Genomic DNA, 21740 nt, shown 5'->3' on the forward strand with positions numbered 1-21740 from the left:
CCGCTGTCGGACACGGAAGCCGCCGGGGGAGAGGCCGCAGAAGAAGTTCCGGAGAAAAGGGCCTCGATGTCGTCCTGACTCAGGGTGCTGGTCTCAAATTTTTCAGAAGCTGCAACATCCTTTGCGGGTGAAGGGTTTTTCTTAAAAAAATCAAATTCACCGGCATCCGCAAGCAGGGCATCAATATCCGCCTGCCCCACCATGCCCGAAGCAAAAAGATCCGTATCCTGTTCCACTCCTGTGCCCGATCCCTTGGCAGGAGACGGCCCTGCCGGGGGGACGGGGTCAAAATCTCCACGCAGAAAAGCGTCGATCTCTTCCTGACTGACACTGTCAAATCCTGGATCCATACGCTCTGCGGACTGGGCCGAAGAATCCGTGCGCTCCGGGCCCTGGCCCGATCCCGCCTTGAAGATGGCATCAATTTCATCCTGGGAGATGGTGTTAAAGGGATCCTCCCCCCCCTGCCCCCTTAACAGGCCATCCAGATCCTCCTGCCGGATTGCCGCTCCGTCATCTGATTTTCCGTTCTTTTCCACCATCAGCCGCCCCTTTTTCAGATCCCCATGTCCAGATGCCGCAACTTCGTGCGCAGTTTCACAAGGGCTGCGGAATGAATCTGACAGATACGGGATTCGGTACGGCCCATCACCTCACCGACCTCCTTCAGGGTCAGATCCTCAAAATAGTAGAGGGAAAGTACCGTCTGTTCCTTGTCCGAAAGACCGGCAATGACCCCTGCCAGCCTGGCCTTGAAATCCTCCTCCGCCAGTTTCTCTTCCGGGTTGTCCTTTCCCACAAGCTGATCCTGAAAAGTTCTGGCCGATACCCCGCCATCCGTCACATCCCGTATGGTGGCATCCAGGTTCAGAAGGACGGCCCCATGGATCTCCGTCAGCACATCCTGATAGCTTTCCAGAGAAAGCCCCAGAGTATCGGCAACTTCCTTCTCTTCCGCAGGCCTTCCCCTGTCCCTCTCCACTGTGGAAACGGCCTTTTCCACATCCTGAACCTTTTTACGCAGAGACCTGGAATACCAGTCCATACTGCGCAGTTCATCCAGAATGGCACCTTTGATCCGGAACTGGGCATAGGTTCGGAAACGCACATCTTTTTCCGGATCAAATTTGTCCACCGCATCCAAAAGCCCCAGGCTGCCGGCACTGATCAATTCATCCAGGGAAACGGAGCGGGGAACACGCTGGGAAACACGCTGGGCCACCGTGCGCACCAGATCCGCATGGGCCACAATCATGGCTTCCCGCTCCTCCGAAGAAAGCGTTTTTTTTTCTGCGGAAATTTTTTCCTGATTTTTATGCGTCATGGCTGCGGCTCCATTTCATGCAAACACCTTCGGCCTGAACACAGGTGCAACCGGGCGGGACGGCATGAACCCAAAAACCTTCTGCACGGCTCCAGACTTCTGATCACATTCGGGACGAAAAGCCTCGTCAGCCTGCGGACAGTGCTGCAAAACGTTTCATGAAAAGCTTGATGGTACCATCCGCATCCCGGCGACGGGGGGTGTTGAGAAGAACCCTGGCAAGGTTACGAATATCCCTGCTGCACTGGGCCTGAGGATAGGCAGTCAGGACGGTTTTCCGCTCCAGAACGGATTTCCTCAAAAGGGTATCAGCGGACACATGGCCCGCATACTCCAGCACTACGCCGTTGAGAAAACGGCCCGCAGCCTGATTCAGGCTCAAAAAAACCTGTTTGGCTTCCTTCACGCTGCTGACCATGTTGACCACCAGCTTAAAATGACGCGCTCCGTGTTCCGTATTCATCACCTTCATCATGGCATAGGCATCCGTGATGGACGTGGGTTCCGGTGTCGCCACCACCAGACATTCATCCGCCGCAAGATTAAAATACAGCACATTTTTGGAAATACCCGCCCCGGTATCAATCAGCACCACATCTGCGGCAATATCCAGGGACTCAAATTCTCCAAGAAGGGTAAGCTTCTGCCCCTCCGTCAGCTGGGTCAGTTCCGTGGTTCCAGAACCCGCAGGGATGATGCGGATTCTCTCCGCAGGCGAAACCATGACCTCCTCCAGTCCCCGTTCTCCGCTCAGGACATGGCCGATGTGAAAGGGCGGACGGATACCGAACAGAATGTCCATATTGGCAAGGCCAAGGTCGGCATCCACAATGAGCACTTCCTTCCCCATTTCCGCAAAAGCCCGGGACAGACTGCCCACAAGATTGGTCTTGCCCACCCCGCCCTTACCGCTGGTTACGGCAATGACCCGGGGCTGTCCCTGGGCAGGTGCAACCACGGGCATCCTGCGCTGCGTTCCCTGGCGGCTCATCATTTTTCTTAAACTCGTTGCCTGATCCACCCGTCTCTCCCTTCTCCCTGCACCCCCACGTTCCCTTTCAGGAACCGGAGTTCTCGAATATCCGCTGCAAAAGTCCTTTGCGTGTTGCAGGATGGATGTCTTCCGGCACCCGCTGCCCATCCGTCACATAGGAAACAGGCAGGGGATATTCCGCCACCTGATCCAGAATCGTCCCCCGTTTGCGGGTTTCATCCAGCTTGGTGAACACATAGGATCTCGGCGAAAGTCTTGCAAAATTCTCCGCCGCCTCCTGCATATTCTCCCGCCCTGTGGCTGCACTGAGTACCAGATGGGTACTGATGGTCTGACGCCCTCCCAGAAGTTCGGCAAGCTCTTCCATGCGTGCATAATCCAGATGGGAAAGCCCCGCCGTATCAATGAGAATCACATCCCGGTTCTGCATCTGTTTCAGGGCCGTATGCAGATCTTCCCGGTTAAAGGCGGGAAGACAGGGAATCCCCATGATACCTGCATAGGTTTTAAGCTGTTCCAGGGCTCCGATACGATAGGAATCCACGGAAATCAGCCCTACCCGCCTTTTCTGCTTCAGGCTCAAATCCGCAGCCAGTTTTGCGATGGTGGTGGTTTTCCCCACACCGGTAGGCCCGGCAAAGGCCGCCACACAACGCTGTCCGGCTGTGGCTTCAAAGGGCTGCATCCCTTCAATCAGGCCCATCATCTCCACAAAAACCCTCCGGGAAAACGCCTCTTTTCCCGGTTCTGCGGTCATCATGGCCTTTTCCAGAATCTGTCTGGCCCGTTTTTCCGTCAGCCCCGTACGCACCATGCGGGTGTAAAGTCCAAGACTTTCCGGCTGGCGGGTGACAAAATCCGGAACCCCATCCCCCTGCTGCAAGAGAAAAAGCATGTCCCGGATACTCACCAGCTCATGCTGCACCTGCTGCCACCCCGGCCCTCCTCCCACAGCAGGAGCCGGAAAATCCTCCGGAACCCTGTCCAGCACCGCGCTCACATCCCCATCCATACAGGGCTCCGTAAAACCGGATTTTTTTTCCACAGGCCGGACCGCCGACTTCAGGGCGGAAAGGCTGCCGCGCATCCGCAGATTCCGTACCGGTTCTTCTTTCCGGACAGGGGGGGAGTTTCCCGGTGCCTCCACAGTGGCCGTTACCTCGAAACCACCGGCATAGGGATTTCTGGGATCCCGGGCCGCCTTGCGTGTGGACAGAATCACCGCATCGGAACCCAGCTCGGATTTAACCTGTGCCAGGGCCTCCTGAATGGAAGGAGCCCGAAAGGTTTTTACACTCATCTTACAGGGTCACCTTTCCAACGGCCTGAATGTTGACGTTCTGGACAATCTCGGCATGGGAAGTCACCGCAAGGCCCGGAAGGCTCTGCTCCAGCAAACGGCGCAGATGCCTCCGGAGGCTGGGGTTGCAGAGCAGCACAGGCTGAAAATTCTGCTGCAGGGCCTTGTCCATCTCCCCGCGTACGGCGGCCATGAGCTGTTCCGCCATACGGGGATCCACGGAAAGATAGGCACCATGCTCCGTGTTCTGAATACTTTTGGTAAGGCTCTCCTCCACCTTGCGATCCAGGGTCAGGACAGGCAGATTGCCATCTGATCCCATGTAGGCCGCCAGGATGGAGCGGGAAAGCTTCTGACGGACATACTCCGTCAGAAGGTCGGGATCCTTGCTCATGGAGCCGTAATCCGCCAGGGTTTCCACGATGGTCAGCAGATCCCGCACCGACACCCTTTCCGCAAGAAGATTCTGTAGCACTTTCTGTACCATGCCAAGACTCATCACCGAAGGAACCAGCTCTTCCACAGCCTTGGGACTGGACTTGGCCAGGTTGTCGAGAAGATGCTGCACCTCCTGCCTGCCCAGAAGTTCCGAGGCATGGCTGCGGATAATTTCCGTCAGATGGGTGGCCACCACCGTGGAATTGTCCACCACCGTGTATCCGGAGAACTTGGCCTCCTCCTCCCGGTCACCGGGAATCCAGAGAGCCGGCAAACCAAAGGCCGGTTCCGTGGTGGGGAAACCGTCCAGACGACGGCTCACATCTCCGGGATCCATGGCCAGTACATGGTTGACCATCAGCTCATACCGGGTCATTTCCACACCCTTGATCAGCATGCGGTATTCCGCAGGCCTGAGATTCAGGTTGTCCCGGATATGGATGGGCGGAATCACAATTCCCATCTCAGAGGCAAACTGACGCCGCATGGAACGGATACGGCCAAGGAGGGTTCCGTCCTGGGAAGAATCCACCAGAGGGATCAGACCATAGCCCACCTCAAGCTCCATGACATCCAGATTCAGAAGATGTTCCACCTCCTCAGAGCCGGAAGGCTGGGCTGCCGCGGCCTTCTCTTCCGCTGCCGCCTCTTCCTCCTTTTCCTCCGCCGCCTTGCCCTTGGTGACAAGGTAAAGCATCCCCCCCAGGGCCAGACCCAGACTCATGAAAGGAATACCCGGAAGTCCCGGAACCAGCCCCAGAGCAAAAACCAAAACAGATGCCACATAGATGGGCGTGGTCTTGGAAAAAATCAGTTTGGAAAAGGCCTTGCCCAGACGATCCTCATCCCCGCCCCTGGAGACCAGAATACCCGCTGCCGTGGAAATAATGAGGGCCGGGATCTGGGATACCAGTCCATCCCCGACGGTCAGGAGGGTATAGTTGGTGGCGGCCTTGCCCACGGGCATCCCTCCCAGCACACCAATGATCAAGCCCCCCACAATGTTGATGCCCGTAATAATGATACCGGCAACGGCATCCCCCTTGACAAACTTTGAGGCACCGTCCATGGCTCCGTGAAATTCCGATTCCCGGGCTATGGCCCTGCGCCGCTGTCTGGCCTCACTTTCATCAATGGTGCCTGCATTGAGATCCGCATCAATGGCCATCTGCTTACCGGGCATGGCATCCAGGGTAAACCGGGCTGCCACTTCCGCAATACGCCCCGCGCCCTTGGTGATGACCATGAAATTGATGAGAACGAGAATAACGAAAATAATCATCCCCACCACATAATCCCCCCCCACCACAAAACTGCCGAAGGACTGGATCACGGCTCCGGCAGCCTGGGGGCCTTCATTGCCCCGCAGCAGGATCAAGCGGGTGGAAGCCACGTTCAGGGCCAGACGGAAGAGGGTAAGCACAAGCAGCATGGTGGGAAAAATGGAAAACTCCAGGGAGCTTTTCGTGTACATGGTGGTGATGAGAACAATAATGGCCAGAGTGATATTGAGGGCCAGAAAAAAATCCAGAAGAAAGGCAGGGACGGGCAGGAGCATGGCAAGGAGAATTCCCACCACCGCCAGGATCATCACAATATCCGAAGAATCCCGTTTCAGTCCCTGAAAGACACCACCTGCCTCCGCCATAAAAAACCCCTGTTTTCGTCATATATTTGACAGATACCGCCCGAATTCCGTCACCCGACAGATCAGCGCCTGCCCTTCAGCTTGTACACATAGGCCAGCACCTCGGCCACAGCCTGATACAGATCCCCGGGTATGGACTGCCCCACATCCACCATCTGAAACAAGTTCCGTGCCAGAGGCTTGTTTTCCACAATGGGCACCCCGGCCTCCCGGGCCACAGCCTTGATACGCTCGGCCACGCTGCCCGCCCCCTTGGCCAGCACCTGGGGAGCCTGCATGTTCAGGGCATCGTATTTCAGAGCCACGGCAATGTGGGTGGGGTTGGTCACCACCACATCGGCCTTGGGCACATCCTGCATCATCCGCTTTTTGGAAGCCTCAAACTGTAACTGGCGGATACGGCTCTTGATCAGGGGATCCCCCTCGGTCTGCTTTCCCTCATCCTTCACTTCCTGCTTGGTCATCTTGATTTCCTCGCTGAAATTCCAGCGCTGAAAAAGCAGGTCGCTGAGGGCCACAAACACCATGGCCAGCAGTACCCAGAGAAAAATCTTAAAGGCGGTTTTTACCATGAACAGGAGAATAAAGGCGATACTGCTATCATAAAGGCGTATGATATCGTTAACTTCTCCCTTAACCGCCCGCCATGCGACATAAAAAATAATGGCGATTTTCAAAATCCCCTTAAAAAGTTCCGCCAGACTTTTTTTGGAAAAAATACGTCCTATCCCCTGAATGGGGTCAATCTTGCTGAACTTGGGCTCTATGGCTTTCCAGGAAATGACAAACCCCACCTGCAAGGCACTGGCCATAAAGGCCGCTACAAAAACCGCAAGCAGCAGGGGAGACAGTATCCAGAAGCTCTGCCAGAAATAGGTTTTCATCCAGAAAAGTGCCTGATCGATATGGACTTCCGGAATATGGGAAAAACTCAGGGAGCTGTACAGAACGCCCATCATGCGATCATACAGAAAACCGGACATGGCATACAGGGTGGCCACACCGGCAAGGAGGATCACAACGGAAGGCACTTCCACACTCTTGGCCACCTGCCCGTCTTCCCGGCTCTGCTGCCGCTTTTTCGGGGTGGCATCCTCGGTTTTTTCCTGACCACTGTCCTCGGGCATGGTCTCCTCCTATCCGCCACCGAACATCTGCAAGACATACCGCAGCATTCCGGGAAAATCCTGGATATACGCCCTGGAAAAACGGGCAATGACCTCAAAAACCGCCCCGAAAAAAAGAATACCGATGGTAATGTTCACGGGAAAAGAAATGATCAGCACATTCATCTGGGGAGCAAACTTGGCCGTAATGCCAAAGGCCACGGAAACAAAAAGCAGGGAAACGATGGCCGGTGCGCCGATCTTGATGCCGGTGATGAACATCCCCCCTGTCATCACCATGATCTGGTCAAAAAAAACCTGGGGCAGAAAAAAGCCTCCCGGTGGCACCATTTCAAAGCTTTCCACCAGAGCAAGCAGCAGCATGTAATGGCCTTCCAGAAGAATAAAGACAATGAGTACCGTCCAGTACCCCAGCTGTTCCATGACGGAGACCTGACTTCCGGACAGGGGATCCATGACATTGATCATGGAAAACCCCATCTGAAAACCGATGAGAAGTCCTGCCATCTGCACAGCACCAAAAAAAAGACGTACGACCAGAGCAATGACCAGGCCCACAAACAGCTCGGAAACAAGCAGTACGGGTGCCATCAGTACCCTGTCCGGAAAAGAGGCAGAATCTGTGGATACGGTGGAAAAAAGTGCAAGGGAGATGGAAAGGGCCAGACCGGCCTTGAGCAGGGCAGGAAAGGTATTGCTGCCAAAAAAAGGAAACAGAAACAGAATCACCGAAACCCGGGTGAGCACAAGAAGAAAATGCCGCATTTCATCCGGAGAAAAAAGATTCAGAATTTCCATGAAAAATCAGCGGATATACATGGGAATGTTTTCAATGACCCGTGCCGTATAACTGGTCACCTTTTCCAGCATCCAGGGAGCAAAAAACAACAGCGCCATAAACACGGCAAGAATTTTAGGCACAAAGGAAAGGGTCATCTCCTGGATGGAGGTTACGGCCTGAAAAATACTGACCACCAGCCCCACGGCAAGTCCCACAATCAGCAGGGGCGCGCCGAGTATCAGGGTGAGCCAGATCGCTTCCTGACCAAAACTCACAACAAATTCGGGTGTCATGGGAAATCTCCTTATTTTTCAGGGCAGGGCAAAACTCCGGATCAGGGAGCCTGCCATGAGATGCCAGCCATCCACCAGAACAAAAAGCATGAGCTTGAAGGGAAGGGAAATCATGACAGGCGGCAGCATCATCATCCCCATGGCCAGCAGCACACTGGCTACCACCATATCAATAATTAAAAAAGGTACATAAATCACAAATCCGATAATAAAGGCCGTTTTCAGCTCCGAAATCACAAAGGCGGGTATCAGGTGCAGGAGATGAACACTTTCCCGGTTTTCCGGCTTTTCCGCCTTGGCCACCTTGATAAAAAGAGCCAGATCCTTTTCCCGGGTATTGACCAGCATGAAATCCCGGATGGGCTTTTCAGCATGGGCAAAGGCCTCCTGATAGGTGATCTTGTCTTCCAGATAAGGATCCAGGGCTTTTTCGTACACCTCCGTCCATACGGGCTTCATGATAAAAAACGTCATGAACAGGGAAAGGCCGATGACCACCTGGTTGGGCGGACTGGTCTGGATACCGATGGCCTGACGCAGAAAATGAAAAACCACCACAATGCGGGTGAAGGACGTCATGAGCATCAGAATGGCAGGGGCCAGCGTCAGAATGGTGAGAAGGGCCAGCACTTCCAGGGCCACAGCCACATCCTGGGGGCTGGTGGCCTCTTCCACACCAATGCGGATGGAGGGGATGGGAAAGGTCACGGCCTGGGCCAGAAAGGGGAAAAAAATACCGGAGATACCCAAAAAAAGAAAAACCCAGACACTCCCCTTTACACGGCCTGCTTTTTCTCCCCCAAAAAGCCCGGTTTTCCCGGCCCCTCTTCCCTCATGCCCCATGTCCGGCCTCCGGAGTTTCCATTTTTTTTTCTTCCCCTTGCAACACCCCTGCAAGAAAAGTCCTGAAACCCGATGCCTGCACAGGAGAACTCTCCTCTTTTTCTCCGGAAATTTCCGCAAGGGTGGAAATGGAGGCCGCCGTTACACCGATGAGAAGCTCCCGGCCTCCCACAGCCACCAGCACCACCCGCTCTCTGGGGCCGACCTGTAAAACCTCCAGCATACGCATCCGGCCTCCGCCAGCCCGAAGAAAACTGAGCCGTCTCAAAACATAGAGGCTCAGGAACAGAAGGGCAAGCACCAGAAGCAAAGCCCCGCCCCCCTTCAGCACCATAAGACCGAAATCCGGTACGCCTGCTCCCAGGGATGTTTCCATACCGTTCTTCCCTTCCAGGCTACGCCAGGGTTCTCACCCTTTCCATGGGACTGATGATGTCCGTAAGGCGCACCCCGAATTTCTCATTCACCACCACCACCTCCCCCCTGGCCACCAGTTTGCGGTTGATGTAAATTTCCAGGGGTTCCCCCGCGAGCTTGTTCAGCTCCACAATGGATCCCTGTCCCAGCTGCAGAAGGTCGTTGACCAGCATACGGCTGCGGCCCAGTTCCACGGAAAGCTCCAGGGGAATATCCAGAATAAAGGCCAGATCCCTTTCCCCGATATCTCCGGGCCCCCCATCTTCATACCCCGCCTGTCCTTCTGATGTATTCTCCGCCATCGTCTCTGTCCCCCTAGAATTTCCAATCCGTTGCCTTCAGCAGTCCCAGGCTACCCAGGGGCCATCCCCCTGTACCCTCCGGAAAAAAACGCTCCCCCGGAACCCTCCGTCCCTGTCTCCATGCCCATACCAGGCTACTGTATGAGAATCATCTTTTCTGTCACACGGAAGGCCTGAAACCCCCGCTGCACACCGGCAAAGCCCTTCATCTTGGCGATCCCCTCCACATAGGCCGTCAGGGGCTGTTCCGCATCCTGATCCAGGGGAATCACATCCCCGGGACGCATGCTGATAAGCTGTTCCCCCGTGATTTCCGTCCGGCCCAGCTCCACGGAGACCATGACATCCGACTCCACAATGATCTCTTTGAGCCGTCGCTGCCAGGTGTAATCCACATCTTCGGTCTCCGCCTGGAATCCCGAAGCCAGCTTGTGCCGCAAAGGCTCAATCATGGCATAGGGCTGGCACAAAACGAGCTTGCCCGCAGACTGTTCCAGCTCCACCTCAAAACGGGTAACGATAACAAGGTCTGTGGGCAGCACAATGGTGGCAAACTGGGGGTTCACCTCACTGCGCACCAGAGTGGTCTGAATGGGTTCCACCGGTGCCCAGGAATTTTTAAGATCCTCCAGACAGGAAAGCACCACCTTGCGCACCATGACTTCTTCAATGGTGGTGAACTCCCGGCCTTCCACCTTGGCCTTTCCTGTCCCCTTGCCACCGAAAAAGGTATCAATGAGGTTGAAAACCAACTGGCTTTCCAGAACGAGAAGGGCATGACCCCGCAAGGGATCCATGCGAAAAACATGGAGACTGGTGGGCACGGGAAGGGAACGGCCAAACTCAGAAAATTTCAGGGTATCCAGAGATTCGGAACTGATGTCCACGTTGGTATGCAGCAGCATGGAAAGGCTGGAACGCACCTCCCTTGCAAAACGCTCGTTGATCACCTCAAAGGTGGGCATCCTGCCACGTATGACCTTATCCTGACTGGAAAAATCATAATGCCCGATGCCCTCTGTATCCATGGAGACATCCTGTTCCGTCTCCACCTTTCCGGAACTTAAACCATCAAGAAGGCTGTCCACCTCTTCCTGGGTCAGAATTTCACTCATGGGCTCCCGTTCTTTCCCTTATCTCATATGGGCCAGAGAATCGTATAATCGGTAATATAAAGTGCCCGGATGGCAGGTTCTCCGGAAATCCGGTTTACAATCGCGGTAAGGGCGTACTTCAGGCGCAGTTTCCCCCCCGCATTCTCCCAGTCTTCAACCCTGCCCTTTTCCAGATAATCCCGGACAGCCTCCAGAATGGCTTCCCGCTGCCGCAGCAGCGTCACCATGGCATCGGGATGATCCGCTGCCAGGATGGAGAGGCCCAGCCTCAGGGGCAGACGGATGTCACCTTCCACCCGCACCGAAACCTGCATAACAGGGAGACGCCAGAGCCCCGGAATCGGATCCGGCACCACCAGAGGTACGGCCACCTCGTCGGGAAGATCCGGTGTCTTTTCCCGGGTAAAAAGAAAAAATGCAAGCACCGTGCCCACAACAAGTACCAGCCCCAGAATCAGGGCCAGCCAGACCCAGAGGGGAAAAATTCTTTTCTTCCCGGAACCATCTCCCTTTGAAGGAGGAGGTTTTGCCGCACTCCTGACCATATCCACCGCCTTTCTTCCTGTCGCCTCCTAAGGGAGATCCCCATCCTCCAGAATCAGAAAACTCACCCGCCGGTTCCAGGCCCGTTTCCGACTGTCCGTTTCCGGATAAAAAAGGGGGGCTTCCCGATCCAGAGCCAGGGCCAGACTGTCCGGAGACATACCGCCTACCTCCACAAGGTAACGCCTTACCGCCAGCGCCCTCTCAAGAGCCAGAGAAAGCGAAGCCTCGCCCTCCAGAGCACCATCGGGATATCCCTGCACCAGCACCCGTCGTCCCAGAGGCCCCAATACACCGGAAAGGGCTTCCAGAAAAGGCAGGGCCTGGGGCCGCAGATGAAAGGCTCCCCTGTCAAACAGCCCGTCCGTTTCCAGACGCAGGCGCAGTCTTCCTTCCCGGCTCTCCAGATGCAGCGCCTCTCCCACTCCGGCTGGCAGTTTTGCCAGTTCCCGGCGAAGATGGAGACTCAAGGCCCCCGCCAGAAGCCCCTCGCGTCCCTCTTCCAGCGGCCTGTCCTGGATAAAAAAAGAAAAAGCCGCCTGAAACCGCTCCCGATCCAGAGACTTCATGGCAAAAAGAAGAATAAAAAAGGTGAGGAGCAGAAGCAGCAGATCCGCAAAGGTCAGGAGCCATCCCCCCTGCTGAGCGGGGGCCTTGCCATTCCGCTTCAGTCTTCCCATGGTGTTTCCCTGAAAATCCGGAACAGAAAGTCCCGGAACCCGATGCTGCCTCCCGTGCCGGATGCAGGGCCGGAAAAAACCAGTACCACACGGCCATTCTGCGCAGCCCTGCCCGGCCCGTGATGAAACTCCGGAAAAAGATCCCCCAGTCCCCAGGCCTGCACACCCGGTCCCAGCATCCTTGCCACAGCAAAGGCCCGGCGCGTGGAAAGGGCCAGACCGTCTCCGGCCTCAGGACTGCGGGGCTGATGCACCATCACACGCCCTCCGGAAGCCAATGCCGTCAGATGGGGTTTCATGGCGGTCAGAATACCGGCACCCTCAGGGGACAGGGACGGAGAATCTCCCGTAAACAGAGCCGTCAGAGGCAGACGGAGCCAGAGCCTGCCGCCTTCCTCCATGGATACGGCCCCCTGCGGCCCCGTTCTGGACACAAGATCCGTCAGCTCCATCACCCCCGTATCGTCAAAACGATGCCGCCAGACCCCCGGTGTCCGGCTTCCCATCTCCTCCAGAGCACCGAATCCCGCACGGACAGACCGTCGTATCTGATCCTGCCGTCCGGCATCGGGACGGGCCAGCACATTCAGAAAAATAAAAAAAGACAGCAAAATCAAAAAAAGGGTTACCCAGAGCAGTCCATTTCCGGCAACCCCTGCATCCTGCTTCATTTTTTCTGCCTGGAAAGGGAAGAAGCCACCCCATGGGCGCGCATACGCCACTCCAGCACCCGTGGATTCTCTCCCCGAATCAAGGAAATCAGACCATCCACCAGCATTTCCCGTTCACGGGACTCCTGCCTGCCCAAAGCTCGCAGTTTGCCCGCCATGGGCAAAAAAAACAAATTGGAAAGCAGGGCACCATAGAACGTGGTGAGCAGGGCCACAGCCATACCCGAACCAATGGCGTCAGGATTGTTCAGCTGCTGCAACATCTGAATGAGACCGATGAGGGTTCCCACCATCCCCATGGCCGGGGCATAGGTTCCCATGGTGGCAAAAACCTCCGCTCCGGCTTCGTGACGTTCCCCTGCGGCCCCCTGATCCGTTTCCAGAATTTCCCGGATCAGACCGACATCCAGACCATCCACGGCAAGCTGAAGGCCTTTGGCCAGAAAAGGATCCTCCGTCTCATGGGCAATACGCTCCAGACTCAGAATCCCCTCCTTTCTGGCCCTGGCCGAAAGTGCCACCAGGGTGGCAATTCGGGTCTCCATCTGAGAGCGGGGTGAAAAAAAAACCTTGAACATACGGCGAAAAAGGGGAAAAAGATCCCGCAGGGGATAATGGATCAGGGTGGCTCCCAGAGTACCGCCCAGTACCATGAGCAGGGCAGGTGCATTGAAAAAAAAGAGCAGCCCCCCCCCCATGAAAATGGCAAACCCCACCAGGCCAAAGGCCGCAACAATCCCCAGAATACTGGCTATTTCCATACACATCCTCACCCGGATGGTGATACCACACAGCCCCTGCCTCGCATCACAGCAGGATATCGGGGCCAGAAATCCTTTTCAGGGCTGCTGCCCCATGGCAGAAAGCCTGTCTTTTATAACACCGGCCCTGTACCAAAAGCAATCCGGCCACCTCCCGAAAAAAAGAGGGGCCGGATCAAAAAAATACTAAAAAAAATACCGGATCACCGTTTCATCTGAATTACCACTTCCAGCATGGTATCCACGGTGGATACGGTTTTAGAGTTGGCCTGATACCCCCTCTGGGTGGTAATCATCTTCACAAATTCATCTCCGATATCCACGTTGCTCATCTCCAGAGAGTTGGGAGCAATCTTGCCCAAACCATTGGAACCGGCCCTGCCCGTAACAGCCGAACCGCTTTCCCGGGTAGCCCGGTACAGGTTCCCCCCTTCCTTATACAGTCCCTGATTGTTAAGGAATTTGGCCAGGGCGACCCGGTACAAGGGGATACTCTGTCCGTTGGAGTAGCTCCCCGTCAGCACCCCATCTCCGGAAACCTCCACCCCTTCCAGATCCCCGGCACCGTATCCGTCGGCTTCCTGGTAGATGGTGGAAGAAGACCGGGCATACTGGGTGGTGGTCATGGAACCATTGATGAAGTTCACGCCATTAAAAGCCGTACCGATATTGAAAGCCATCTTCTGCTTGGTGGTGGTGAACTTGCCATCCGAAGCCAGCTGACCGGAGCTTCCCAGAAAGTCTGCCATGAACTCAAAATAGCCATCCTGGTTCATGTCTTTGGTACCAAGTTCCCTCCAGGACGTGCCGCCCTGAATGTCAAAGGTGATGGTGCTGTTTTCCACGGTTGCACCGGAACGCATGGATTCCGTGAAAGTAAACACAATGTCTTCCTTGTCATTTTCTCCACCGGAGCCGTCCAGATCGACATACACCTTGTCCTTGTCCCCCCGGATCACGGCATCGGGATAATCTTCAGGCCGGGTGCGGGGATCGACATCAAAGACAAAATGCTCTCCTGCGGGACGGGCAGGAAGCCCCGATGCTGCAAAGGCCCAGGTCACATCCACGCCCCCTGCTCCGTCAAAATCAATGGCAAAGGAGTCTTCACTGATGGTGGTGATGGTGGCATTGGGATACTCCCATGGCGGTGCCGGATCTACGGAAAAGCTCAGAGTACTGGCAAGGCCGGTGGTACTCAGGGGGGCATTGGGTGTGAAAGAAATATCTGCCGTTCCGTCTCCGTTCATGTCCACATCCGCACGGCTGTTATTGCTGCTGGCAAGAATGGTGGGGGTCAGACCACCGGCGTTGGTGACACTCCACCCGTTTACCAGGGGAGGAGTGGCTGCGGGGTCTGTGGTACCCAGCCCGTCATAGGCCAGGGCAATATTGGCGGTGGAGGCATTGGTCAGATTCAGGGGGGTATTAACGGTCATGGTGGTGTTCGACGTGGTGATCTGTCCTGTACCCCCGACGAAGGTGGCGTTGCGTTCGGTGGGCAGATTCCAGTCCCAGGCCGTTCCGTTCCAGCGCACATCAATATCTTCCACATACTGGGTCATGGAAGCCGTATTGTGAACCGTACGGGTGGTGGTGGCCGCACTGGCCCCCGTAAGCCCTGCATAATTTTCCAGAACCACATTCTGACGGCTGGGATTGCTCATATACCAGCGTTCCCGCTGGGCGTCCCAGACCAGACTGATGCCTTCGGCATCCCGGATCATGACACTGGGATCGTTGATGGCCAGGGTGGTGTTGTCATTTCCCGTATCCCCGCTGTAGGTGAGCCCTCCCAGGTTCTGAACATGAATATCCTGGGGATCGTTGATATCAAACTGAAGGGCATCCGTGGCAACGGCTGTGGTATCCAGACGAATGACAATATCCGGCTCCGCAAGGGGATCCAGGGGATCTGGATCCAGAGCAATTTCAATGCGCTTGCCATCAGAAAAGAGAATCTGGGCATTGGGATAATTTTCCGGCTTATCCGCTGCGGTGATCACCCCGTCGGGCGGCCCGCCGTAGGGATCATCCGGATCCAGACCTGAGGTGGGATCCCCGGGGATGATATAATTCGGCCCTGCACTGTCCTTAAAATTCCACACATTGCCATCAAATTCCAGGTTGAAATCAAACCCGTCGAGAAGCATCTTTTCCGTGGAATTGATCACAAAATGAATATCATCATACTTGTTGACACCCTGGGAGCGGACATTACCGATCCGACCGGAAAATTCTTCCATGGTGACATTGGCAATGGAACCATCGGACTCATTGAAGACAATGGTACCCCGGGCCAGCAGCCCCTTGGCATCCGTGCCCTGTACGGAAAGACGCTTGTCTTCCGATGGGTTCATGGCAATGATATATTCCCACTCCGAACCCGACTTTTTATCATAGTAAATGGTAATATCGTGGGTACTGCCCAGGGCATCATAGGCTTTGACCGTTGTCTGATACTGGTAACTGTTGGGGGAGAGGGCCGGATCTTCCGAAGCATCCCAGGCATTGGCCAGTACCACGGACTGGCTGACGGCATCGGCATCGAGGTTGGTTACGGCGGTAATCATTTCGCTCTGCTTGGGAGGGGCTGTAAAGGACTGAAGGATGATGTTGGTAATGGCCCCCATATCATTCCCCGTTTCCGGATCCAGCTTCCAGCCCTGGGCGATAAAGCCTTCCGGATTGATCAGTTTCCCCGTTTTATCAAAATTGAAATTTCCGGCACGGGTATAATAATCCTGATCCGTTTTGGGATTCCGCACCACAAAAAAGCCATCGCCACCAATGGACAGATCCGTAGAATTGCCCGTTGATTCAAAGGATCCCTGCATATAACGGCTATCCACACTGCCAACCGCCATACCACGCCCCATCTGGGCAACCCCGGACTGCGTCCCCACGGTCTGGTGCAGAATATCGGCAAAGGTATAACGGCTTCCCTTGAAACCCACCGTATTGACGTTGGATATGTTATCCCCGATGATCTGCATGGCATTGCCCATATTGGTCAGGCCACTGGTTCCAGTATAAAGAGAACTGGTGAGGGACATAAGGCACCTCCGGATGGAAAAAAATTAAAGCCAAAAAACTTCCTTCAGTCAAACACTATGCAACACTCCGGACGGCTCCCGGAGACACTAGGGATCCATCCACATTGAGATAGGGCGTTCCGTTTCTGTATATGAGTCCCGTAACCTCTCCGGAGACCGTCATATCCACCACAGCTCCCTTGCTGAGTACCCGGTAAGAATACACACCGGAATCCACAGATACGCCCTGGGTATTTTTCCCATCCCAGGAAATGGCATGGGCCTCGCCTGCGGATTTCGTCCCCTCATACAGGGATTTAACAAGCTTACCGTCCCTGTCATAGATCTCCACCAGCACCTCATCCTGACGATCCAGGGTATAGGTCGGCGTATTGCCAAGAATCTTGCCATCAAAATCAATCAGGGCCGCATCCGCCGCAATCTCCCGGCCGATGTACTCCATGGGACGGATAACAGGTGCGGAACTGTCCTTCTCCGAAACCCTGATGAGACTTTCAGGGTCCACAAAGGTGTCCTTCACCTGAAGATAGGCCTTGCCATTGGCATAAAGAATACCGTCCACCGTGCCCTCCACCGTGGTCTGCACCCGGCTGAGGCCACCGGCTCCCACGGCAATGACATCATACTGATAGGCACCATCTGCCACCTGCTGATCTCCGGAATCCCGGGCATCCCAGGAAACGGGATAGGTTCCGGCCTCCTGCTGCCCCAGGGCAAGACTTCTGACCAGGCTTCCGCTTTCATTGTAGATATTCACCGTAACCGAAGCATTTTCCTCCAGGGTGTAAAAGCCCCCGACAGCCTTGCCGCCAGAGACTTCAATGGAATCCACCTCAGCCAGCACCTCTTTCCCCATATAAGCTTCCAGATCCTTGGAAGAACCCGTCTGCATGGTGGCCAGCATGGATTCCAGAGTCTTATTGGTATTAAAGGCCGCTTCAAGCTGGGAAAACTGGGCCAGCTGGGCTGTAAAATCCGTGCCTTCCATGGGATTCAGGGGATCCTGATGCTGAAGCTGGGTGACAAGCATGGTCAGAAAAGCTTCTCTGCCCAGAGGATCCTTCTCCGCATCCTCGCGGGGTTTGTAATTTGCTGCGATGCTTGCCATGGTGGCACTGCTGCTGACCGAAGTATCCATCGTTTTCTCCCCCCTTTTTTCCCCTCAGGCCATGAGATCCAGACCGGAAGCCCTGCCCCGTGATACCCTGACAGGCATCCCCGAAGCCATTCTCTCCATCCCGGAAGTCCGGGATATGCTCCCCTCATCCCTGTGTCTGGATCTGCGGGATTCCCGCTCCCTCTCCTTTTCCCGGAAAAGGGCGGTATCAAAATCCGCAGCCACACTGACTTCGATACGTTCCACCCGGATTCCCTGCTCCTGCATCTGAGCCTTCAGCTCCGCTGCCTGAAGGGTGAGCATCTCATGGGTTCCCTTACGCTCTGCAAGGATGCGGATGTTTACCCCACCGGCAAGACTTTCAATACGCAGGTGCAGTCTGCCCATGTTCTCGGGCTTAAGCTGAAAGCTCACCTCATTCTGTCCCTCTTGCACAGCCTGGGCCATCCTGCGCGACACCTGATCCATCACATACGCGGGAGGAGGCGGAGGTGCGTCAGCCGTGCGGGCCATGCCCCCCTCACTGGCCCGAAACCCCTGTAATACCGACACTCCCGGGCTCTGGAGTTCTCCCTCTCTTTCCTTTTTTTCCACAACAGGACTGAAGGACATCCATTTTTCACTGAAACTTTCCTGCGGATTCCCCGAAGACTCTCCATGCAAAAATTTCTCTTCCAGGCCGGAAAGAAGGGAAAAATTTTCCCCCTCCCCCATGGCACCGGAACCTGGTTCCCGTGAAATACCTTCCTGGCGATGTGGATTTTTGGGATGCAGAAGCCTGAAGTCCTCTCCCCCCAGGAGAGTCCCCTTCAGAGAGGCATGCTCTACGGCTTCGACAGGGCTATCCGCTGCGGTATCAGGGAAAATCTCTCCTCCCCCTTCGGAAGGGGCTTGAGGGACGCCAGCGCTCCAGACATCAAAAGCCTCCGGATTCGGAATAGTGTCCTCCATACCACGCGCTATCCGAGGCTCTCGGAGCCCCCCCTTTCCTGTCATCACAAGGGGAGTCTCAAACGACCGGCCCTCATCAGCCCCGTCATCCGCCAGGCTTTCCGTCCTCAGGGGCACTTCAGCGTCTCCCTTTTCCGGCGATCCCCCCAAAGACGCATAGGACCGCACATTTTTCAGAACGGAAGCGGTCAGGGGAAGATCCTCCATATTCTCCGTTTCCAGCCCGTCCAGACGGATAGCAGAGACACCGCCCCCCCCTCCCTGCGACAATACTGCGGCCAGATCTTCGGACAGGAAATGCTGCCGCAGCCCCGTCACCATACGGGTGGGGACTGAAAAACCCCTTTCCACATCCGGGATTTCCCCATCCGCCTCAAGAAAATGCCGTACCGTGGGAAAAGTCGCCTCCCCATTCTCATCAAAAGAATGCGGTGCCTCCGGAAGACTCTCGGTTCCATTCGCATGAAGACGATGCTGTAGCTCCGGAAGAATCCCGGCTTCATCCACAGCTGGGGAATCCTGAATTTTTGAAAAAGATTCAGGATTCCCCTGCAAAGACCGAATTTTTTCAGCCTCCCTGCTTTCTCCCCGTACCGCCTGTCTTTTGTCCCACAGGGTCTCCCCTTCTCTCTGCCCTCCTGCCCGCAACGCCTTACCCGGAACGCCCCTCTCCAGAACTTTTGGGGATTCCGTAACCCCGACGGGCTGTCCACCGGGCTGCATGTCCCGAAGAAACTGTGCCCCCATCTCCTGATCAGGCAGACGAAATTCCAGGGACTTTTCCGCCAGCACATCCCGAAAATCCTTCCCGGCCATGGCTGACAGAACGGCCCTTTCCAGTATACGGGCCGTATCAAGGGAAATCCCCGGACTTTCCCCGCCTCCTCCCAAGGCCCGGATACCTTCCAGCAGACCATCCAGGGTTCGCAGGGCAGCGTCCCTGGACATGCCCTGGGCTTCCGGCAAAAGCCGACCTTCCGTCAGATCCTGACGCAGTCGGGCCATTTCTCCTCCCAGACGCTCCAGCTGAAGCCCCTGACCCTCCGCCATGGAACGATCCATCAGGGTCTCCATACGCTCCCTGGGAATCCCCATATCCTGGAGAAGGGTATACACAAAGGGAAAGGCCCCCATGGACAGAGAGGCCGTATCCACATCCTTTTCTTCCTGCTGCTCTGCATCCAGCTCTCCGGCAAGGGTCTGGAGTTTATCCAGCAGACGCCCCAGAGAAAGATTTTCCCGCTCCGCACCCTCCAGAACAGCCAGAAGGGAAGCCCCTGTACCCTCCTCCCGTCCATTACCGCTCACCAGCTGTCGCAGTGTCTCCAGAGCCGCACCCTCCACAGGCACATCCTGTCGTCCTTCCTGGGAAAACATACGCCACTGCACCCGCATCCTTTCCAGCACACTGCCAAGGGAAAGCTTCGGATCCTCTGCCTGTCCCTCCATGCCGGAAGCCATCTCAGTCGCCGATGCGGATCGCCTGCCCATGGCCCGGTGCAGGAATCCATCAAATCCGGCAACAGGTTTTCCGCTTCCGGCCGATGTCCGGAAACCGGAAGATGCACTCCCCTCCACAGTCCTCCCAGACATAACGGGCAGCATCATATGTGCATCCTTTCTTTAAAGGAAAAACGCCCCTGATCTTCACTCCAGGGTCTGCCTTTAAACCGGATAGCAAGCCACATGCCATAGAACAGGAAGAGAAAAACAAAAAAATAAAACCTTGTATTTTCAAAATATTAAACCATGAAATTCAAAAAAAGAATATCGGACATCCAGGCCCATGGCTCTGGGCTGAAGGAAAATCTTTCCCTGAAAACACGGAAAAAAAGCCCCTCTGTCAGGACAACAGCGCACCCGCTGCGCGTCGCCAGACAAGCCCGAACCCCATATCCGGCAAATCGATAAAAAAGAACAAATCCGCCAGAAAGGGCTTTTTCTCCGCATCCATCAGGAAGCATCCGATCTCTGGACACCAGACCGCCTGACACTGAAAAGAAAAACTGGCACAAATCCTGCTTACTTCTTTCCCATGACCGGACAGGACAGGTCGCCAACGGGATCTCCCTACAGCCTTGTCCCTTTTCATCAGGAGAAACATGCCATGACACATCATCCTTCTTTTCACACAGGGAAATACCGCTTTTCCCTCATTGTTCTCCTTGTTGCCTTCCTTGCTGGGGGATGCGGCATCACCAGGCATCAGGTCAACAAGTACCAGGAGCCCCGGATGAACCGACAGAACTTCATCCCCGGCCTGGAGCCGGAGGAAAGCAAAAACACCATTCAGATTGCCGTTCTGGGAAAGGGACTGGCGCCGGAAACAGGCTCTCCCCAGCAGCGCAGACTCATGGCAGAACGCGCGGCCGTCATTGACGGCTACCGCCAGCTTTCCGAACGTCTGGCAGGAACCATCATGCAGGTGTACAGTGAGATGGGCAAAAACACCGTCAACCGGGATATGGTCATCAGTGAAACCAATGCCTACCTCCGGGGAGCGAGAACCTACGAACTCAGCTACGAGGACGGCATTGCCACCACCCGGGTGGTGGTTTTTATCACCCCCCGGGAACTGAAATTCTACCATGGGTCTGAACTCTCCAGAGTTCTCATGGGGGCTTTGGCCGGTGCCTCCCTGGGAGCCGTTGCCGGAGGAGCAGCCGGTCTTGTCACAGGCTCTTCCGATGCGGTGATCTATCAGACCATGGGGGCCGCAGCCGCAGCAGGTGCTGCGGGAGGTGCCCTATTGTCCACACAGTAAAAAAGAGGAGATTTTTATGAAAGCCTCAACACTGGTGTTCCTGGGAATGCTCTCCCTGGCTGTAGGGGCTTTGGTCTATCTTCTGGACAGGCCTGTGGGAATTTTTTCAGGGCTGGGAAAGGGATATGCGTCTTTAAGTTTCGGCGCTGTGGGAGACTGGCTTCCCGATGCCCTTCATCCCTTTGCCATGGCCCTGCTCTGCGCCGCTGTCTCGGGAAAGGATCGGTCAAAATCCTTGCATTTCTGGGCCATTTTCTGGGGAGGTGTGGGGCTTTTTATGGAAACAGGACAATATTACGGGGAAAAGGCTGCCGCCTGGATGCCCCCATGTTCAGACAGGATCCGGGACTATTTCGTCCAGGGCACCTTTGATCCCCTGGATGTGATGGGGATCGTGGCGGGAAGCACACTGGCCTGGATGCTGTCCCTTAAAAAAACGGGCCAGGGAAACTCCTCACAGGGAATCCTGACGCTATAAGCAACGCTTTACAGCCAGCAGTCCAGTAAACGGAAAGCCCGTTTTATACTCTACGCGGCCAGTAATGTGACATCTTCAAAAGTTTGAAACTTGAGCGTCATAAGCTTTTTCATAGCATTTCGATGAGTCGTTGGAAG

General features: G+C 55.4%; 22 protein-coding genes. 3 read left to right on the forward strand and 19 right to left on the reverse strand.

Going from position 1 to position 21740, the window contains the following annotated elements; translation table 11 throughout:
• The 19 genes from BR04_RS10070 to BR04_RS10160 form a co-directional block, all read right to left on the reverse strand.
• Positions 1-542 (reverse strand): hypothetical protein (locus tag BR04_RS10070; RefSeq protein WP_496355878.1); only part of this gene is annotated, 542 nt, incomplete at its 3' end.
• 14 nt (positions 543-556) lie between these two features.
• Complete coding sequence (locus BR04_RS10075) at positions 557-1324, reverse strand: FliA/WhiG family RNA polymerase sigma factor (RefSeq protein WP_496355879.1); 768 nt, start codon at positions 1322-1324, stop codon at positions 557-559.
• A gap of 127 nt (positions 1325-1451) precedes the next feature.
• The gene (locus tag BR04_RS10080) at positions 1452-2345 is read right to left on the reverse strand and encodes a MinD/ParA family protein (RefSeq protein WP_496355880.1); all 894 of its coding nucleotides are present in this window, start codon (positions 2343-2345) and stop codon (positions 1452-1454) included.
• 37 nt (positions 2346-2382) lie between these two features.
• Positions 2383-3618: a flagellar biosynthesis GTPase FlhF gene (gene flhF, locus BR04_RS10085; RefSeq protein WP_496355881.1), complete on the reverse strand. Its 1236-nt coding sequence runs from the start codon at positions 3616-3618 to the stop codon at positions 2383-2385.
• Between the two features lies 1 nt (position 3619).
• Positions 3620-5704 carry a flagellar biosynthesis protein FlhA gene (flhA, locus tag BR04_RS10090; protein ID WP_496355882.1) on the reverse strand — a complete coding sequence of 695 codons (2085 nt, stop codon included), beginning with the start codon at positions 5702-5704 and terminating at the stop codon, positions 3620-3622.
• Between the two features lie 62 nt (positions 5705-5766).
• A complete protein-coding gene (flhB, locus tag BR04_RS10095; RefSeq protein ID WP_496355883.1) occupies positions 5767-6831 on the reverse strand; it encodes a flagellar biosynthesis protein FlhB in 1065 nt (354 codons plus the stop codon).
• A gap of 9 nt (positions 6832-6840) precedes the next feature.
• Complete coding sequence (gene fliR, locus BR04_RS10100) at positions 6841-7629, reverse strand: flagellar biosynthetic protein FliR (RefSeq protein WP_496355884.1); 789 nt, start codon at positions 7627-7629, stop codon at positions 6841-6843.
• Between the two features lie 6 nt (positions 7630-7635).
• Positions 7636-7905: a flagellar biosynthesis protein FliQ gene (gene fliQ / locus BR04_RS10105; RefSeq protein WP_496355885.1), complete on the reverse strand. Its 270-nt coding sequence runs from the start codon at positions 7903-7905 to the stop codon at positions 7636-7638.
• Positions 7906-7923: 18 nt separating this feature from the next.
• Positions 7924-8748: a flagellar type III secretion system pore protein FliP gene (gene fliP / locus BR04_RS10110; RefSeq protein WP_496355886.1), complete on the reverse strand. Its 825-nt coding sequence runs from the start codon at positions 8746-8748 to the stop codon at positions 7924-7926.
• The gene (gene fliO, locus BR04_RS10115) at positions 8738-9124 is read right to left on the reverse strand and encodes a flagellar biosynthetic protein FliO (RefSeq protein ID WP_496355887.1); all 387 of its coding nucleotides are present in this window, start codon (positions 9122-9124) and stop codon (positions 8738-8740) included. The genes fliP and fliO overlap by 11 nt, the downstream gene beginning before the upstream one ends.
• Positions 9125-9143: 19 nt before the next feature.
• Positions 9144-9467 (reverse strand): flagellar motor switch protein FliN, encoded by a 324-nt coding sequence (fliN, locus tag BR04_RS10120; protein WP_496355888.1) that lies wholly within the window; start codon positions 9465-9467, stop codon positions 9144-9146.
• A gap of 134 nt (positions 9468-9601) precedes the next feature.
• A complete protein-coding gene (gene fliM / locus BR04_RS10125) occupies positions 9602-10582 on the reverse strand; it encodes a flagellar motor switch protein FliM (protein ID WP_496355889.1) in 981 nt (326 codons plus the stop codon).
• 23 nt (positions 10583-10605) lie between these two features.
• The gene (locus BR04_RS10130) at positions 10606-11133 is read right to left on the reverse strand and encodes a flagellar basal body-associated FliL family protein (protein ID WP_496355890.1); all 528 of its coding nucleotides are present in this window, start codon (positions 11131-11133) and stop codon (positions 10606-10608) included.
• 21 nt (positions 11134-11154) lie between these two features.
• Positions 11155-11805 carry an OmpA/MotB family protein gene (locus BR04_RS10135; protein ID WP_496355891.1) on the reverse strand — a complete coding sequence of 217 codons (651 nt, stop codon included), beginning with the start codon at positions 11803-11805 and terminating at the stop codon, positions 11155-11157.
• Positions 11793-12476 carry a hypothetical protein gene (locus tag BR04_RS10140; protein WP_496355892.1) on the reverse strand — a complete coding sequence of 228 codons (684 nt, stop codon included), beginning with the start codon at positions 12474-12476 and terminating at the stop codon, positions 11793-11795. Before BR04_RS10140 ends, BR04_RS10135 begins: the two co-directional genes overlap by 13 nt.
• Positions 12473-13237: a motility protein A gene (locus tag BR04_RS10145; RefSeq protein ID WP_496355893.1), complete on the reverse strand. Its 765-nt coding sequence runs from the start codon at positions 13235-13237 to the stop codon at positions 12473-12475. Before BR04_RS10145 ends, BR04_RS10140 begins: the two co-directional genes overlap by 4 nt.
• A 203-nt stretch (positions 13238-13440) precedes the next feature.
• Positions 13441-16293 (reverse strand): flagellar hook-basal body complex protein, encoded by a 2853-nt coding sequence (locus BR04_RS10150; protein WP_496355894.1) that lies wholly within the window; start codon positions 16291-16293, stop codon positions 13441-13443.
• A 55-nt stretch (positions 16294-16348) separates the two neighbouring features.
• Complete coding sequence (locus BR04_RS10155) at positions 16349-17431, reverse strand: FlgD immunoglobulin-like domain containing protein (protein ID WP_496355895.1); 1083 nt, start codon at positions 17429-17431, stop codon at positions 16349-16351.
• Positions 17432-17455: 24 nt separating this feature from the next.
• On the reverse strand, positions 17456-19969 hold the full coding sequence (locus BR04_RS10160; protein WP_496355896.1) for a flagellar hook-length control protein FliK: 2514 nt from the start codon (positions 19967-19969) through the stop codon (positions 17456-17458).
• A gap of 2 nt (positions 19970-19971) precedes the next feature.
• Between BR04_RS10160 and BR04_RS10165 the strand changes: the two genes are divergently transcribed.
• The 3 genes from BR04_RS10165 (at position 19972) to BR04_RS10175 (ending at position 21603) form a co-directional block, all read left to right on the forward strand.
• Entirely contained in the window at positions 19972-20352 is a 381-nt protein-coding gene (locus tag BR04_RS10165) for a hypothetical protein (RefSeq protein WP_496355897.1), read from the forward strand.
• 116 nt (positions 20353-20468) lie between these two features.
• On the forward strand, positions 20469-21125 hold the full coding sequence (locus BR04_RS10170) for a hypothetical protein (RefSeq protein WP_496355898.1): 657 nt from the start codon (positions 20469-20471) through the stop codon (positions 21123-21125).
• A gap of 16 nt (positions 21126-21141) precedes the next feature.
• Entirely contained in the window at positions 21142-21603 is a 462-nt protein-coding gene (locus BR04_RS10175; RefSeq protein WP_496355899.1) for a hypothetical protein, read from the forward strand.
• The last annotated feature ends 137 nt before the right edge of the window (positions 21604-21740 follow it).

The sequence above is a fragment of the Desulfobotulus sapovorans DSM 2055 genome (assembly GCF_059569355.1).